We start from the raw sequence: 16,683 nt of genomic DNA, 5'->3' as shown, positions 1-16,683 counted from the left end.
CAGTAATTTTGCCTTTGGGCGCGGTGTGGCGGCGTTTCTGCTGGAATTAAAATGCTGAAAACCTCCTGCATACCGTTGTCCCGGACAGATAAATTTCAGGAGCCTCTATGAATCCAGTATTGTTACGCGTAACAAATCGCATTGCTGAACGCTCGCGCGAAAGCCGAACTGCCTACTTAAAACGCATCAATCAGGCGAAGAGTGAAACCGTACACCGCTCCTCGCTGGCGTGTGGAAACCTGGCCCACGGCTTTGCCGCCTGCCAGCCTGATGACAAAGCTTCGCTCAAAAGTATGCTGCGTAACAATATCGGCATCATCACCTCCTATAACGATATGCTTTCAGCACATCAACCTTACGAAACCTATCCCAATATCATCCGCAAAGCGCTGCACTCAGTTAACGCGGTCGGCCAGGTAGCAGGCGGTGTTCCGGCCATGTGTGACGGAGTTACGCAGGGTCAGGACGGGATGGAACTTTCACTGCTCAGCCGTGAAGTGATCGCCATGTCGGCGGCAGTTGGTCTGTCGCATAATATGTTTGACGGGGCGTTGTTCCTTGGCGTCTGCGACAAAATCGTCCCTGGCCTCGCGATGGCCGCGTTTTCGTTTGGTCATCTGCCCGCTGTGTTTATCCCGTCAGGTCCGATGGCCAGCGGTCTGGCAAATAAAGAAAAGGTACGCATTCGTCAGCTTTATGCAGAAGGCAAAGTCGATCGTATGGCGCTGCTGGAATCCGAAGCGGCCTCTTACCACGCGCCGGGTACGTGCACTTTCTACGGTACGGCTAATACCAACCAGATGGTCGTTGAATTCATGGGCATGCAACTGCCAGGTTCTTCCTTTGTGCACCCGGATGCACCGCTGCGTGAAGCGCTAACTTCGGCTGCCGCACGCCAGGTGACACGCTTAACCGGCAACGGCAGCGAATGGATGCCGATAGGCAAAATGGTTGATGAAAAAGTGGTGGTAAACGGTATCGTTTCACTGCTGGCAACCGGTGGCTCTACTAACCACACTATGCATCTGGTGGCGATGGCGCGCGCTGCGGGCATCATTATTAACTGGGATGACTTCTCAGAACTGTCGGACGTGGTGCCGCTGCTGGCGCGACTCTATCCGAACGGTCCGGCGGATATTAACCACTTCCAGGCGGCGGGTGGCGTACCTGTGTTAATGCGGGAACTGCTTAAGGGCGGTTTGCTGCATGAGGATGTCAACACGGTGGCCGGTTTTGGCCTCTCCCGTTACACCATGGAACCGTGGCTCAATAACGGTGAACTGGACTGGCGCGAAGGGGCGGCAGCGTCGCTGGATGCGGACGTTATCGCCACAATTGAGAAACCCTTCTCTCGTCATGGCGGTACCAAAGTGCTGAGTGGCAACCTTGGCCGCGCGGTGATGAAAACCTCTGCCGTACCGGTTGAATATCAGGTCATTGAAGCGCCGGCGGTGGTATTTGAGAGTCAGCATGATGTGTTACCGGCCTTTGATGCGGGGCTATTGAACAAAGATTGCGTCGTGGTGGTGCGTCACCAGGGGCCAAAAGCGAACGGCATGCCAGAATTACATAAACTTATGCCGCCACTTGGTGTATTATTGGACCGCTGTTTCAAAATTGCGTTGGTTACAGATGGACGACTCTCCGGCGCATCAGGTAAAGTGCCTTCAGCGATTCATGTGACACCCGAAGCGTATGACGGTGGATTGCTGGCGAAAGTACGTGATGGCGACATCATCCGTGTAAACGGACAGACCGGCGAATTGACGCTGCTGGTCGATGATAACGAGCTTGCTGCACGTCAGCCGCATATTCCTGACCTGAGCGCTGCGCGCGTTGGCACGGGACGCGAGCTGTTTGGCGCACTGCGAGAAAAACTTTCCGGTGCCGAGCAGGGCGCGACCTGCATTACTTTTTAAAACGACAAGATTTTTAGTTCAGGCGAGAGAATAATTCTGATGAAAAATTGGAAAACGAGTGCAGAAGCAATCCTGAAAACTGGCCCGGTAGTGCCGGTTATCGTTGTCAACAAACTGGAGCACGCTGTCCCAATGGCGAAAGCTCTGGTTGCAGGCGGCGTGCGCGTTCTTGAAGTGACACTGCGTACTGCCTGTGCCATCGATGCGATTCGCGCGATTGCAAAAGAAGTGCCGGACGCCATCATCGGTGCTGGTACCGTCCTTAACCCGCAGCAACTGAAAGAAGTGACAGAAGCGGGTGCGCAGTTCGCGATTAGCCCGGGTCTGACTGAGCCGCTGCTGAAAGCCGCCACCGAAGGCACTATCCCGTTGATTCCGGGCATCAGCACAGTTTCAGAATTGATGCTGGGCATGGACTACGGTCTGAAAGAGTTCAAATTCTTCCCGGCGGAAGCAAACGGCGGCACCAAAGCGCTGCAGGCCATTGCAGGTCCGTTCTCTCAGGTGCGTTTCTGCCCGACTGGCGGTATCTCTCCGGCGAACTACCGCGACTACCTGGCGCTGAAAAGCGTGCTGTGTATCGGTGGCTCCTGGCTGGTTCCGGCCGACGCGCTGGAAGCAGGCGATTATGATCGCATTACGAAACTGGCTCGCGAAGCGGTAGAAGGCGCGAAGTAATCTGTTTCAGTGGGCGGCGTATTATTGACTGCTCATAAAATTGAAAAGCCCGGTAAGCGTTACTGCGACCGGGCTTTTTTATATTCTTTTTTCACCAGTGTAAAAGCGTCTCTTCAATAAGATATTTAATTATCAAAATTGCAGCTTTAAACTCCGCTTCTGTGCATCGTCAGCCGTTTTACGGGTTTTACGTGATCAAAGACGTTTGCATTTTATCAGGAGCAAAGGAATGTTTCGGAATATTTTTTGTATCAGCATATTGATGATGCTGTCGACCAACGTATCTGCAAGTATTGTCATGGATATTACACGAGTGATTTATAACGCAGGGATGCGTGAAGTCACCATCCCCATTACCAACCGCAGTAATAAACCGGTCCTGGTACAAAGCTGGCTTGATACGGGTAATAAGGCCAGCTCTCCCGCATCTAATGACACGCCCTTCATCATCATTCCTCCTATTACTCGTGTCGATGCTGAAAGTCACCAGACTTTGCGCCTTCATGTGGTTAACAGCTCGGCGCTACCGCGCGATCGTGAATCTCTTTTCTGGCTCAACGTGCTGGATGTACCCATGAAACTCCCGGCAGGTGAGGGGGTAAACCGCCTGCAGGTGGCGTTACACACGCGGGTGAAATTGTTCTATCGCCCGGAGGGATTGCGCGGCAACCCGGAAACGGCGGTGCAGGCGTTGAGCTGGCACAGCTCGAAGCAGGGTGTGACGGTTAGCAACTCCGGCGCCCGGTATGTGTCGCTGGTGTCAGTGGCAACAAAAAGCGGAAACTGGCCGGTTGATATGGTTGCGCCCGGTGAATCGCGTAATTTTCCATTGCCTGTGAAGAGCGGTACGCCAGCACAGGTGACATGGATAGATGATAACGGCATGACGAAGATATATGACGTCGTTATTAAATAATTGAAGGAGTATATAATGATCAGGGAACGTCTGCTTTCAATAATAGTTATATTAAGCGCGCTGTTATTTTCATTCTCTGCGCAGGCATGGTGTACATTAGTCTCTTATTCACCGGGCGATCAGCCAGCCGGCAAGGTTATCACCAGCAATATAAAATTAAGCTCAACACTGCGGATGCCGAAAGATATTGCAGTGGGGACCGAGCTTTACAGAGTCCACGCGCGGAATGACACCTATATCTATTACAGAGCCAATTGTAATAATAATTCTACAGACACTAATTATTATGTGATGGGACGATTTGTCGGCGGCATCACGCCTGCGCTGTCATCATGGCAGGGGAGTAGTCTGGGAACTGTCTATCAGACCGGTATTGCGGGTATTGGTATGGTAGTTCTGAACAATAGTCGGGCAATGAGAGATAAAAGATATAGTTTTGGGACTTGCTATACCAAGTCTGACTATTCCTGCAATACCTATACATCAAACGGTAATCTCAGATTTATACTCATCAAAACGGGCGAAATCACGGACAGTTTTATTGACCTGTCCACCTTGCCTAAAGTGGAAGCCGTGGTGGGAGGGAATAATTCACCTGGCAGCGACGTTCCGGTTTTCCGCCCCAGCCTAACCGGCAGGCTTACCTTTACCCAGGCGACATGCACACTTGCAGAAGCCAGTAAAACGGTGGATCTCGGCAAATATAAAGCGTCAGAATTTACTGCTACAAATACGGCAACCCCGTGGGTGAAAGCATCTATTGATCTACTCAACTGCAATTACGGTGGGGCACAGTCTTACGGTCATTTCATAGAGAATAACAGTAGCAGTGGCAGTAAAACAATCAGGGGCCCCATCACAGCTAACGCCATCTGGAGCCTGAGCCTTACCCCCGCCACCAGCGTCATTGATGACGCAAACGGGATTATGGCAATCAGCAGTGACTCAAACAGTGCCACGGGTATAGGGATTCAGCTTTCGAGTTCAAACACGACGCTGCAGCCAATGACGTTCTCGCAGCCGACAACCGGAACCCTGGTATCAGGCACCGATGCCACCATGACCATTCCACTGTATGCCCGCTATATCAAAACCGGAGCAGCCGTGACGCCAGGCCGGGCCGATGGGAAACTGACCTATCTGATCGAATATAAATGAACACCATAGCCCCGGTAAGCGAAGCAATACCGGGGACTGCCGTCGGGTTTAACCCGTAACTTTCACCGCTGCTGCCGCGGCTTTTGCGCGTTCAACAGCTTCTTCAACGCTATCTGCCGTTGCCAGCGCAACACCTAAACGACGCGTGCCGTCGATTTCGGGCTTGCCAAACAGACGGACCTGCAGGCCGGCACCAACGGCATTTTGCACGTTATCAAACGTGACGTTCTGGCTTTTCAGCTCCGGTAAGATCACCGCCGATGCCGATGGCCCGTACTGGCGGATTTGCCCAATGGGCAGACCAAGGAAGGCGCGAACATGCAGGGCGAATTCTGAAACATCCTGAGAAATCAGCGTGACCATGCCTGTGTCGTGCGGGCGTGGAGAGACTTCGCTAAAGACCACCTCATCGCCGCAGACGAATAATTCGACACCAAACAGCCCATAGCCCCCGAGCGCCAGCACTACTTTACTGGCGATCTCTTTTGCACGTTCCAGCGCAAGGTCGGTCATTGATTGTGGCTGCCAGGATTCACGATAGTCGCCATCTTCCTGACGATGACCGACTGGCGCACAGAAATGCACGCCATCTGAGGCGCTAATGGTCAACAGGGTGATTTCAAAATCAAAATTCACCACACCTTCAACGATAACGCGACCGGCACCCGCGCGCCCGCCTTGTTGCGCATATGCCCAGGCTTTCGCCAGTTGCTCGGCGCTGCGAATGAAACTCTGGCCCTTACCGGAAGAACTCATGACGGGTTTGACGATACAGGGCAGGCCGATCTCATCAACGGCCTGACGGAACGCCTCTTCACTGTCGGCAAAGCGGTAGCTTGATGTAGGAAGGGCAAGTTCTTCGGCTGCCAGACGACGGATACCTTCACGGTTCATGGTCAATTTGGTTGCCCGTGCACAGGGCACGACATGCTGCCCCTGAGCTTCCAGCTCCAGCAGTGTGTCGGTGGCAATCGCTTCGATTTCCGGCACGATAAAATGCGGTTTTTCCTGCGCGACCAGCGCTTTTAACGCCTCACCATCAAGCATATTAATAACATGCGAGCGGTGGGCCACATGCATTGCGGGCGCGTCGGCATAACGGTCTACGGCAATGACTTCAATGCCCAGACGCTGGCATTCAATCGCCACTTCTTTGCCTAATTCCCCTGAACCCAATAACATTACGCGAGTCGCCGCCGGACGCAGCGCAGTACCTAATAGAGTCATAGTAAGTCGACCTTCTTAAAAAAATCTGGCGGCAGTATATACGAAAACGTTTGCGTCTGTCTTTTACGACTTGCGCTCTGATAAATGACGCAGTAATATACTGTATATAAATACAGTTAAAAGGGGCTGCATCATGGCGGTTGAAGTCAAGTATGTTGTGATTCGTGAAGGTGAGGAAAAAATGTCTTTTGCCAGCAAAAAGGAAGCTGACGCTTACGATAAAATGCTCGACCTGGCCGAGGTACTTGAAGGCTGGCTGGGCGAAGCGCCAGTGACGCTTGAAGAAGGCCAGCGCGATCAAATGGCGCTCTGGCTGGCTGAACAAAAAGATGTGCTCAGCCATATCCTCAAGTCCGGGAAGTTACCGGGTGCGGATACCCAGGAGAGTGCACCAGCAGTGGCTCAGGATGACGCAGAAATTGAGTCATCAGACGCGGTTGATATTAAGTCAAAAGCGAAACGTTCTGCCGCCTGATCCCGGCTTGCACTGCCAGTAATTTATACCATGCTTTGATTGGGCTCTATGCACAGGAGAAAAGCATGAAAATAGCAGGAGTGTTGCTGGGTACAATATTACTGGCGGGCAGCGTAGTCGCGTCGGCTGCTACTGCCAAATCGGTGAAATTTCCCTCTTGCGAAGGTATGAACGCCGAGGGGATTGCTGCGAGCGTCAAACGCGATTATTTGCAAAACCGCATCGTACGCTGGGCTGATGACCAAAAAAAACTTGGCCAGGCGGATCCCGTTGCCTGGGTTACTCCGAAAGACATACGGGGTAAGAACGATCAATGGGATGTTCCCTTGACGGTTCGCGGCAAGAGTACTGACATTCACTATCTCGTCAAAATCGATTGTAAAGCAGGAAAAGCGGAGTATCAGCCTCGTTAAGGCTGCGACCTTTTCTCATCTTTTGCTGTTTTAGACATTTCCTGACACCCCCTCGCTTAGGCTTCTCGTTTACGAAACGATTAAGTGAGGGGAATCATGGCAAACTGGTTAAACCAATTACAGTCTCTTCTTGGCCAACAAGGCCAGTCATCGTCATCCTCCGGCGGGCAGGATCTCGGCAAATTACTCGTGCCCGGTGCCTTAGGCGGGCTTGCTGGTTTGCTGGTCGCCAGCAAATCCTCTCGCAAATTACTGACCAAATACGGTACCAGCGCGCTGCTTGTTGGTGGTGGGGCCGTGGCGGGCAGCGTGCTGTGGAATAAATACAAAGACAAAGTGCGTGCTGCCCATCAGGGGGAAGCGCAGTTTGGTCAACAGAGTTCGTCTATTGATGCGCGCACGGAACGCCTTATTCTGGCCCTGGTGTTTGCCGCGAAGAGCGACGGACATATTGATGACAGAGAACGTGCCGCTATCGAACAACAACTGAACGAGGTCGGTATTGAAGAACAGGGGAGAGCGCTGATTGCGAAAGCGATCGAACTACCATTGGATCCGCACCGTCTTGCATCCGGCATCAAAAATGAGGAAGAGGCGCTGGAAGTGTACTTCCTGAGCTGTGCTGCGATAGATATCGACCACTTTATGGAGCGCAGCTATCTGGCCGCTTTAGGTGATGCGCTTAAGATCCCGCAGGAGGTTCGGGACGGTATCGAAGAAGACCTTCGACAACAAAAAAAGGGGCTCATCGACTAACGCTACTTTCTCGTTTCGCTTGCATCACGCGCGGCTTTTGCCAACCTTATAGTGTGTTAAACAAATAAGAACAGAGCTATGCCGCCGAAAGCTAAACAAATCCCCCACGCCATGACAGTTCATGGCGATACACGTCTGGACAACTATTACTGGCTGCGCGACGACACCCGTTCGCAGCCAGATGTACTCGAGTACTTGCAAGCTGAAAATGAGTACGGCCGCTGCATTATGGCTTCCCAGCAGGCGCTACAGGATAGTCTGCTGGAAGAGATCATTTCGCGTATTCCGCAGCGCGAGGTTTCAGCGCCCTACGTTAAGAATGGCTATCGCTATCGCCACATCTTTGAGCCGGGGTGTGAGTATCCCATATACCAACGCCAGTCTGCGCTGTCTGCTGAATGGGATGAGTGGCAGGTGCTGCTGGACGCGAATCAGCGCGCTTCGCATAGCGAATTTTATACCCTCGGTGGGATTGCCATCTCGCCGGATAATACGCTTATGGCCATTTCCGAGGATTACCTGTCGCGCCGCCAGTACGGAGTACGCTTTCGTAATCTGGAAACCGGCAACTGGTATCCGGAGATGCTCGACAATGTCTCACCGGGGTGTGTCTGGGTTAACGATTCAGAGACCCTTTATTATGTGCGTAAGCATGCCACGACTTTGTTGCCTTACCAGGTCTGGCGTCACACCGTCGGAACGCCCTCAACGCAAGATGAACTGATTTACGAAGAGGCGGACGACACTTTTTACGTCAGCCTGAGCAAAACCAGCTCCCAACACTACATCATTATTCATCTTGCGAGTGCGACGACCAGTGAGGTATTGCTGCTGGATGCTGAATTGCCGGATGCACAGCCGCTCTGTTTTTTACCGCGTCGTAAGGATCACGATTACAGCCTCGATCATTTTCAGCACTCGTTCTATTTGCGTTCAAACCGCGATGGCAAAAATTTCGGCTTGTATCGCACCAAAGTGCGCGATGAAAGACGCTGGGAGGTACTGATTCCTGCCAGAGATAATGTCATGCTGGAAGGATTCACCCTGTTTACCGACTGGCTGGTGGTTGAGGAAAGACAGCGTGGTCTTACCAGTCTGCGGCAGATCAACCGCAAGACGCGAGAAGTCACCGGAATCGCGTTTGACGATCCGGCATATGTTACCTGGCTTGCTTATAACCCGGAGCCGGAGACCTCGCGGCTGCGCTATGGCTATTCGTCCATGACGACGCCCGATACCTTGTTTGAACTCGACATGGATACCGGCGAACGCCGGGTGATCAAACAGACGGAAGTGGCCGGGTTTGATGCCAGTGACTATCGTAGCGAGCATCTGTGGATCCGCGCGCGGGATGGCGTGGAAGTGCCGGTATCGCTGGTCTACAACCACAAACACTTCCGCAAAGGGGAAAATCCGTTATTGGTCTATGGCTACGGATCCTACGGCGCCAGCATGGATGCCGATTTCAGCAGTAGCCGGTTAAGTTTGCTCGATCGTGGTTTTGTCTATGCCATTGCCCACATTCGTGGCGGCGGGGAACTGGGGCAGCAGTGGTATGAGGACGGTAAATTCCTGAACAAAAGAAATACTTTCAACGATTTTATCGATGTCACGGATGGGCTGTTAGCACTGGAGTACGGCTCTCCGCTTTTCTGCTACGCCATGGGCGGCAGTGCAGGGGGGTTGTTGATGGGGGCCGTCATCAATGAGCGTCCGTCACTGTTTCACGGCGTCATCGCTCAGGTACCGTTTGTGGATACGCTCACTACGATGCTGGATGAATCCATCCCTCTGACCACCGGTGAGTTTGAAGAGTGGGGGAATCCGCAGGATGAGACCTACTATCACTACATCAAACGCTATAGTCCGTACGATAATGTCGGCGCCCATGACTATCCCCATATGCTGGTTACCACGGGGCTGCATGACTCTCAGGTGCAATACTGGGAACCTGCCAAATGGGTCGCGAAACTGCGAGAATTTAAAACGGACAATAATCTGCTACTGCTTTGTACCGATATGGATTCCGGTCACGGCGGCAAATCAGGCCGTTTCAAATCCTACGAGGGCGTGGCGCTGGAGTTCGCTTTCCTGGTCGCGCTGGCGCAAGGTACGCTCCCGGGCAAAAAAGCGGATTAATTATCGTCGAGATAATGCTTTAACGTCAGCCGTAGTTCCGGACTCATTCGGTCCAGATTGTTGAACAACCAGCGCAGGTAACCGGGGTCGCGCTCTGCGACTTCGGCAACGGCTTTACCCCGATATTTACCGAAGGTGAAGGTTGTCAGCAGAGCGGGTCTGCCGGTAACCGTTGCCATTTGGTCCGGGGTCCAGCCTGATGTGTTGATAATGTCAATCAGCAAGGCCGCGGTGATATAGCAATCATAAAGCGCACGGTGATGATGCAATCCGGCAGGTGTCTGCACGCTAAGTTTGCGTGATTTATACAAAGCCATATTGCTGTATTTAATGCCGGGCCAGAGCCGACGCGCCAGCTTCATGGTACAAATCCATTCACCGGGCATTTCGGGTAAGACGCGCCTGTCGAAGCTCGCATTATGGGCGACATACCAGTGACTGCCGTAGTAGTGGGGAATAATCTCTTCAATCCACGGTTGATTCGCCACCATGGATTCGGTTATCCGATGGATAGCCATCGCCTGCGGACTGATAGGGCGATCCGGGCGCACGAGATGGCTCATTGGATTAATAATCTGCCCGTTCACCACATCCACGGACGCAATCTCGACAACCCCGCCCTGCAAATCGCAGGTTTCGGTATCGATGACGCGCAGTACGGTTTCGGCGGTCATTTGCTTTTCGGCTCGTAAGGCAGACGAGACAGATTGACGGACGCCAGGCGGTGAGCAATAAGCCGTTCACGAAACCAGTTGCGCAGGTGTTCTGGCTGTTCGCGTTCCACCACCTCAGCGACAACTGGCATGTTATAGCGCTCTTTAAAAGCTACACCGGCCGCCGCCAAATCGACGTTGACTTTGTCCATCTCTTCCTGTGAAAGACGGGCCAGATTGGTATTCATGCGTTTCTCCTGGGTTTATGCCGCAAAAGTTACTAAGCCTGTTGCAGAAAGACAAGTCTGCCGATGATGATACTCGACGAGACCATTATACAGAGTTATTCTCGTCGCTTTAAACATAACAAAAAGGAATGCCAGACATGTTATTCACCGCATCCCACCTGACACGCGCGTTGGTTTTTGCTGCGGCTCTCGCCACTACGCCTGCCGTTTTCGCACATGCTCATCTGAAAAACCAGTACCCGGCAGCAAATGCCGAGGTGACGGCCGCCCCGCAGGCATTAACCCTCAATTTCTCAGAGGGCATAGAACCCAAATTTAGCGGTGTCACCCTGACGGGGGCGCAGCAACAGAGCATCAAGACAGGTGCGGTCAAACGTAATGAACAGGACAAAACCCAAATGATCGTTCCGCTGGCGCAGGCGCTGCAACCGGGCAATTATACCGTTGACTGGCACGTCGTCTCGGTCGATGGCCACAAAACCCACGGTACCTATACTTTTTCAGTGAAATAAGATGCTAACGGCTGGCTATATTGGGTTGCGCGGCATCCATTTTGCCGCCGTGATGCTGCTTTTCGGCTGCGCGCTCTTTATTAGTCGGCTGGCGCCTCGCCATCTGCAACCTGTTATGGTAACGCGTTTTACACTATTAACGCGTATCTGCCTTGGCATGAGCATGTTGAGTGCCGTCTTCATGTTTGCCCTACAGGGCGGGATCATGGGTGATGGCTGGACAGATGTTTTCAGTCCGCAAATCTGGCTGCTGCTTACCGGCACACAGTTTGGCAGTATCTGGCTATGGCAGATTATCATTGCCGTTATGACGATGCTTGTCGGTTACCTGCAACCACAACAGCAGGGACGGTTGATGTTGCTGGCAGGCGCGCAACTGATCCTGATGGCGGGCGTTGGTCATGCCGCCATGCACGATGGCATGGCGGGCATATTACAACGTACAAACCACGCTTTTCATTTGCTGTGTGCCGCGGCCTGGTTTGGCGGATTATTGCCAGTGATATTTTGTATGCGGTTGAGCCAGGCCCGCAGGCGAGATCATGCTGTTATGGCGATGATGCGTTTTTCACGCTATGGCCATGTCGCTGTCGCAGGTGTGCTTGCCACAGGTATTATCAATACCCTGTTGATTCAGGGCAGCATGTGGTCCACACAGACAAACTATGGTCGCATGCTCTTGATCAAATGTGCGCTGGTGGCGCTAATGGTGGCAATAGCGTTAGCGAACAGGTATGTTCTGGTTCCACGCTTAGGCCTGAAAAACTCGCAGGCACGACATTTCCTGATTTGGATGACATGGACCGAAGTGGTCCTGGGCGCGCTAGTGCTGGCGGCGGTCAGCCTGTTCGCAACCTGGGAACCCTTCTGATTAACCGGGCGAAAATGATGAAAAAAACCATTCTGACGATGCTTTTACTGGCATGTTCCGCTGGCGCCTTTGCCGCGCCGTCGGTGATTACCATAAGCCGCTTTGAAGTGGGTAAGGACAAATGGGCATTTAAGCGCGAAGAGGTGATGCTCACCTGCCGACCTGACCATGCGCTTTATGCCATCAATCCCAGCACACTGGTGCAATACCCACTGAATGAAGAGGCGCAAAAGCAGGTGGCAAGCGGTAAAATAACAGCGCAGCCTGTCAGCGTTATCCAAATTGACGACCCGGCCAGACCCGGTGAAAAGATGAGTCTTGAGCCCTTTATTGCCCGAGCGGAAAAGCTCTGTTAATAAACGAAAGTATCTGACTGATTTTCCATAAAAAACCGCAAGCCTGATTCCTCAGAACTTGCGGTTTTAACATTTTTAAGCGTGACGATAACCGAATTTTTCAGACCGGATTTGCCGCAAACTGGAAAACCTGGCGTCGTCATCTATTCTTAAAGTGCATGGCGACTTAGCCTGCATTAATGCCAACTTTTAGCGCACGGCTCTCTCCCAAGAGCCATTTCCCTGGACCGAATACAGGAATCGTATTCGGTCTTTTTTTGGAACCCTTTCCAGACAAGCACTTATGTGGCTCCGTCCGAAAATGTCCGAAAATCGTCCGAATTCCCATATTCGGCGACCTAACCCTTATACCAGAATAAATTCCTTTTTGCGCGGATCTAAATACTTTTTCGTAGTCGCTTCTGAGGAGTGCCCCAGCAGCCGCTGTGCGAATGCTTTGCCTTCTTTTTTGCCGTGAATTTCTGAATATTCAGACTCATGCAGGCGCCCGGCCAGACTCCTGATTTCATGAAACGTAGGAGGGGATTCGCTGAAAGCGATCTGAGATAGTTTTCTTGCCTTCACGAAATATTTGGTTAACCCGTCCGGGTGAATCGACCCCGCCAGGCTGTTTTTTCTTACACCAGCAGAAATCAAAAAATCCGTAGAATTACCTTTCCGGCAGCGCTCAATGACATCCCCCAGGACCAGACCGGCGCAACGCAATTCCAGATCCAGAGAGATGGCGATCATCATTCCCGTTTTTATGTGGACTACGTGAAGCCGATTATCTCTGATCTCTGAAAAACGCATTTCCACTATGTCTTCGCGGCGCTGGCCGGTGACCAGTGCAAGGTCCATTCCGTTGCGAAACCAGACTGGAAGAACTTCCGCTTCATGCCTTATTGAGATAAAGGTTTCTAGTTCCAGGCGTTCCCGCTTAACTTTGATTGTTGGCGTTCTTGTGGGCTCAACCGGATTGGCTACCACCCGGCCATTCACGATGGCCTCACGGAACACATCCGACAGGACTGAACGGTAAGTGGTAGCCATCGTCATTTTGTCCTCATCTGTCCAGCGCTTAAGAAAGTCTGCAATATGCAGAGTCGAAACTTTTGCGAGGATCATTTCCCCCAGCGATTGGCGGATCACCTCAAGATGTCCTTTACGGGATTTGAGCGTGATCGCCGAAAGCTCTCTTTTACCCAAAATTTCCCAGTATTCTTTTAGCCATTCAGCAACAGTGTATTCATGCTCGCCTTTCAACTGCTCGAGCAGCGTGACCGGGGTGTAATTTTGCTCAAGATAGTGATTAGCCTCGATAGCCTGGGCAACAGCTTCACGTTTGGAAATCTTACCGAGAGAGATCTCCTTGCCAGTGAGCGGGTTGCGCCAGGCGTACGTTTTGCGTGACTGGCGGTATGTCAGGTTTCTGGGGAGATTCTGATCATAATTTTCCCGCCTTTTTGTCATGTTGCAACTTCTCCAGTAATGACCCCTTTCTGGGGTGTCTTGTATCCATTCCGTTAACCGGGGCGACTGAACATAATTTGTTTGGGCGTATATAGATGGCGTTGGGGCAAACCTGGTAACTCGTCCCGTGTTTTTCCGGAGCAGGGTAGATGTTCCCCATCCGAGCCCACCGCCTTAATGTGTTCAGCGTTGGGGGTTTTACATACGTCTCTTTGGCCCATTCTTCGAGAGGCATCAGTTTTGACATAACGTCTCCTTAGCCCCGGCCAGAAGAGTAATCCCCCAGCCAGGTAAAAGGTGATTTTTGAAAATCAGTTCTGGGTCAGTTTTTGCCAGATAGCTGAAACGTATTTGACCTGGTGCCGGGCGTCAGCCAGTGCGTTATGCATGTCGCCGTCGAAAGGGATCTGATAGCGCGGGTTGATACCGACAACTTTGCCCAACTCGACAATGGTGCGCACGTCACGGTCATTCCAGAACGGCACGGACAATTCTGCGCCAACCTGCTCATATGCGCGGCGCAAAATTACATTGTCGAATGAACTGCCATTGCCCCAGAGCTGCACATACTTGATGCCGTTGGCTGAATTCGTGTGAATAAATTCGTCGAGGTTATCGATGGCGTCCATCAGCGAAATAGCATCGCCGCCGGTTATCGCTGCGCGCGCCTCTGCTGACTGTTTCATCCACCAGATTATTGTGGCGGCGTCAGGTTTCGCGCCGAACTCCATTGCGGACTCGAGGCTGACAATCTGATAGAACTCCTCACCCGTTTTGCCTGTTCCCGGATCGAAAAACACCGCGCCAATGGCGATAATCGGTGCTTCCGGATTGTTGCCCATCGTTTCCAGGTCAACCATCACATGCGTCATCAGGGGGTATGATTTGCCATCGTTAATTTGATGCCCGGTATCAATATTGTTATCTACGGCAGTTGCCTGTGGACGAGCTGCAGCACCGCTTTCAGTTGACACATTTTCTGCTTCGCCCGGCGGTACCGCAGAATCAGTCTGGGTTTCATCACGGCCAGTTTCTTCCATCTGCACATCGTCGGCAGCCTCGCTCTGTAGTGTGGTTGTGCCGGTGGCGGATTGTTGGCCCATCAGGTTATTGATGGAGAAAACGCTATTACCAAGATTCGCAACTTCCGTTGTTGTTTTAGAATCCCCTGCAGTTTTGCCTGCTGCTTCTGCAACCTGCTTGCCTACAACAACGAATTCGGTAGAGAGTTTATCCAGACTTTCTACCGGTTCTGTTCCCTGAATGACCCCGGCAACTACTGCTGCACTATCCAACTGGCGCGCGGCAACTAATGTTTCCTGCGTTGGGTTGGCATGATCGGTTTCGGTAAGGTTGGCATTTATGTAACCGCTCAGACGACCTGAGTATTTGTAATACTCAGGATGAGCACTTCTGATGACAGCAAAAATTGCTGCCCGGGAATAATCTAAAATACTAGGCGTTTTGCGGAGTACATCTGACCACTCTTTCCAGGGACTCTCTTTGCCTGAAATAATCTCTTTCGCCCTGCGATGGATCCCCCCAGGGATGTTGTAGATGTCGAAATCCATAGGCAGGGTTGCCGCGGCAATTTCTTCATCCAGCGTATCCAGAGTATGGATGTAGTCTGGATTGCGGTCTGTTGGAATTCCACCGCCAGCAGTTGTTCCTGAATCAGTTCGCTGAATAGCGGCTACGCGTTTGCCTGCCAGCCACTCTTTAACCAGTAAGCCGCGGTCAATATGATGAGTTGCTGCCCATGCCTGCATGAACCGCAAAACCACGCCGAGTTCATGACGTGCCGAAGGGGCAAATACTTTTTTTACAGCGTCAGTGAGCTTCCAGATCTCTTGCCAGGAATATTTTTTTGCCTCCGCCACATTCTCGGCGGCCAGCATCAGGTTTTGAACATAATGGTTATCTACGTCAAGCATGAGATCGGAGATCATGATCCGCTGGTCAGCGGTGACGTGATGGGCAAACTCATCGCAGATGTAAGCGGCAAGGAACTGCTGGCGGAATCCCAGTTGTGCTGCCGGATGCTCCATCTTATCGGTAACATCCTCGCTTCGTGTTACCGGTTCTTTAGCCGGTAATTTGCCGCTTTGCCAGTCTTCCACCAACTGATTGCGGGAATCAGGTTCAGCAGAGATCCAGTCCGTTACAAATTCGGCCATCAACTTCGGGGCGTGCTCGCCATCCTGAGGGAATACAACTTTAACTGCCTGCACAAGTTTCCATTCGACGTGCAAGGAAAGGTCGGAAAATTCAGCAACGTCAGTGATGGCCTGGAGTAAGTTATGCACGTAGGAGTTGCTTTCATCCAGTGACAGCTCGGTGGCGGCAATCTGCTGCGCCTTCGTGATATGGGTCTGGTATTTATCGTTCAGCAGGTGAATAGCAATGCGAACAGCCAGCCCACGATTTTCCAGAGGAATACTTGCTTCGTCAGATGTAGTCGGGAGTTCTTCTTTCGCAACTGGTACTAATGAGGTCGTAACCTCGCTGTTGCTTAGTTCCGGTTCCGGCGCTGGCCGGGAAATCAGCTTCCACGAACGTCCGTCTTCGTTGAGTTCGTAGCGGTCGCACCAGGTATTGTCCAGCTTACCTTCTTCCGGCAGGTCATCAACAACAGGCCAGTCTGTCCGAACCGGCTGCAAATAAGGCGCGCCGCGCCCGGTTTCGATTTCTGCATCTTCAAGAATATTGGCAATTTCGCGTTCAGCGCGGGAATCGGATTTTGCAGATAGCCAGCAAAAAAGGTGTTTAGCGTCAGTCGCTTTGGCTTTCGCTTTAATCAAAAACGCGTATGTCTGCATTGCGTTCGGGCTCCTAAAGGTTGTAAGATTCCCGGCAGCTAATGGTTAGCCGCCTGCGGTTGGTCATTGGTCAAAACTCGTTCCGGAAAGC

The 16,683-nt window shown here is 52.0% G+C and carries 17 protein-coding genes; 11 read left to right on the top strand and 6 right to left on the bottom strand.

Going from position 1 to position 16,683, the window contains the following annotated elements; all coding sequences use genetic code 11:
- The first annotated feature begins 107 nt into the window (after positions 1-107).
- The 4 genes from edd to C5523_RS16935 all read left to right on the top strand — a co-directional run bounded on the left by edd (position 108) and on the right by C5523_RS16935 (position 4,671).
- Entirely contained in the window at positions 108-1,919 is a 1,812-nt protein-coding gene (edd, locus tag C5523_RS16950) for a phosphogluconate dehydratase (protein ID WP_039078733.1), read from the top strand.
- Between the two features lie 39 nt (positions 1,920-1,958).
- On the top strand, positions 1,959-2,597 hold the full coding sequence (gene kdgA, locus C5523_RS16945; RefSeq protein WP_039078734.1) for a bifunctional 4-hydroxy-2-oxoglutarate aldolase/2-dehydro-3-deoxy-phosphogluconate aldolase: 639 nt from the start codon (positions 1,959-1,961) through the stop codon (positions 2,595-2,597).
- A 229-nt stretch (positions 2,598-2,826) separates the two neighbouring features.
- The gene (locus C5523_RS16940) at positions 2,827-3,513 is read left to right on the top strand and encodes a molecular chaperone (RefSeq protein WP_052249235.1); all 687 of its coding nucleotides are present in this window, start codon (positions 2,827-2,829) and stop codon (positions 3,511-3,513) included.
- Positions 3,514-3,528: 15 nt separating this feature from the next.
- Positions 3,529-4,671, top strand: coding sequence for a fimbrial protein (locus tag C5523_RS16935; RefSeq protein WP_108701599.1), 1,143 nt, complete (start codon positions 3,529-3,531; stop codon positions 4,669-4,671).
- 48 nt (positions 4,672-4,719) lie between these two features.
- Here the strand turns inward: C5523_RS16935 and purT are convergent, their stop codons facing one another.
- On the bottom strand, positions 4,720-5,898 hold the full coding sequence (gene purT / locus C5523_RS16930) for a formate-dependent phosphoribosylglycinamide formyltransferase (protein WP_039078737.1): 1,179 nt from the start codon (positions 5,896-5,898) through the stop codon (positions 4,720-4,722).
- Positions 5,899-6,031: 133 nt separating this feature from the next.
- Between purT and C5523_RS16925 the strand changes: the two genes are divergently transcribed.
- From C5523_RS16925 to ptrB, 4 genes are all read left to right on the top strand, one after another.
- Positions 6,032-6,373 (top strand): YebG family protein, encoded by a 342-nt coding sequence (locus tag C5523_RS16925; RefSeq protein ID WP_039078738.1) that lies wholly within the window; start codon positions 6,032-6,034, stop codon positions 6,371-6,373.
- 65 nt (positions 6,374-6,438) lie between these two features.
- Complete coding sequence (yebF, locus tag C5523_RS16920) at positions 6,439-6,786, top strand: protein YebF (protein WP_039078739.1); 348 nt, start codon at positions 6,439-6,441, stop codon at positions 6,784-6,786.
- Between the two features lie 96 nt (positions 6,787-6,882).
- Complete coding sequence (locus C5523_RS16915) at positions 6,883-7,542, top strand: tellurite resistance TerB family protein (RefSeq protein ID WP_079496723.1); 660 nt, start codon at positions 6,883-6,885, stop codon at positions 7,540-7,542.
- A 78-nt stretch (positions 7,543-7,620) separates the two neighbouring features.
- A complete protein-coding gene (gene ptrB / locus C5523_RS16910; RefSeq protein WP_107222992.1) occupies positions 7,621-9,681 on the top strand; it encodes an oligopeptidase B in 2,061 nt (686 codons plus the stop codon).
- On the opposite strand, the gene exoX is transcribed toward ptrB, so the two are convergent.
- Both exoX and C5523_RS16900 read right to left on the bottom strand, forming a co-directional pair.
- Positions 9,678-10,355 carry an exodeoxyribonuclease X gene (gene exoX / locus C5523_RS16905; protein ID WP_039078742.1) on the bottom strand — a complete coding sequence of 226 codons (678 nt, stop codon included), beginning with the start codon at positions 10,353-10,355 and terminating at the stop codon, positions 9,678-9,680. The genes ptrB and exoX overlap by 4 nt on opposite strands.
- Positions 10,352-10,582, bottom strand: coding sequence for a DNA polymerase III subunit theta (locus tag C5523_RS16900; RefSeq protein ID WP_039078743.1), 231 nt, complete (start codon positions 10,580-10,582; stop codon positions 10,352-10,354). Before C5523_RS16900 ends, exoX begins: the two co-directional genes overlap by 4 nt.
- A gap of 137 nt (positions 10,583-10,719) precedes the next feature.
- Here C5523_RS16900 and yobA point away from each other — a divergent pair, with 137 nt between their 5' ends.
- Genes yobA through C5523_RS16885 form a run of 3 tightly spaced genes read left to right on the top strand, consistent with a single transcriptional unit; the run spans position 10,720 to position 12,321 of the window.
- Positions 10,720-11,094, top strand: coding sequence for a CopC domain-containing protein YobA (gene yobA / locus C5523_RS16895; RefSeq protein WP_108701598.1), 375 nt, complete (start codon positions 10,720-10,722; stop codon positions 11,092-11,094).
- A 1-nt stretch (position 11,095) separates the two neighbouring features.
- A complete protein-coding gene (copD, locus tag C5523_RS16890) occupies positions 11,096-11,965 on the top strand; it encodes a copper homeostasis membrane protein CopD (protein WP_079496722.1) in 870 nt (289 codons plus the stop codon).
- A gap of 14 nt (positions 11,966-11,979) precedes the next feature.
- On the top strand, positions 11,980-12,321 hold the full coding sequence (locus tag C5523_RS16885; RefSeq protein WP_108701597.1) for a YebY family protein: 342 nt from the start codon (positions 11,980-11,982) through the stop codon (positions 12,319-12,321).
- A gap of 345 nt (positions 12,322-12,666) precedes the next feature.
- Here C5523_RS16885 and C5523_RS16880 read toward each other — a convergent pair whose 3' ends face one another.
- The 3 genes from C5523_RS16880 to C5523_RS16870 form a co-directional block, all read right to left on the bottom strand.
- On the bottom strand, positions 12,667-13,773 hold the full coding sequence (locus tag C5523_RS16880; RefSeq protein ID WP_108701596.1) for a tyrosine-type recombinase/integrase: 1,107 nt from the start codon (positions 13,771-13,773) through the stop codon (positions 12,667-12,669).
- Positions 13,748-14,008, bottom strand: a complete 261-nt coding sequence (locus tag C5523_RS16875; protein WP_336513218.1) for an excisionase — start codon at positions 14,006-14,008, stop codon at positions 13,748-13,750. Before C5523_RS16875 ends, C5523_RS16880 begins: the two co-directional genes overlap by 26 nt.
- A 76-nt stretch (positions 14,009-14,084) precedes the next feature.
- On the bottom strand, positions 14,085-16,592 hold the full coding sequence (locus C5523_RS16870; RefSeq protein ID WP_108701595.1) for an exonuclease: 2,508 nt from the start codon (positions 16,590-16,592) through the stop codon (positions 14,085-14,087).
- Between the last annotated feature and the right edge of the window lie 91 nt (positions 16,593-16,683).

It is taken from the genome of Phytobacter sp. SCO41 (assembly GCF_003073275.1).
Classification (GTDB): Bacteria; Pseudomonadota; Gammaproteobacteria; order Enterobacterales; family Enterobacteriaceae; genus Phytobacter; species Phytobacter diazotrophicus.
The sequence above is the reverse complement of the archived record's forward strand: the minus strand, read 5'-3'. Positions and strand labels throughout refer to the sequence as shown.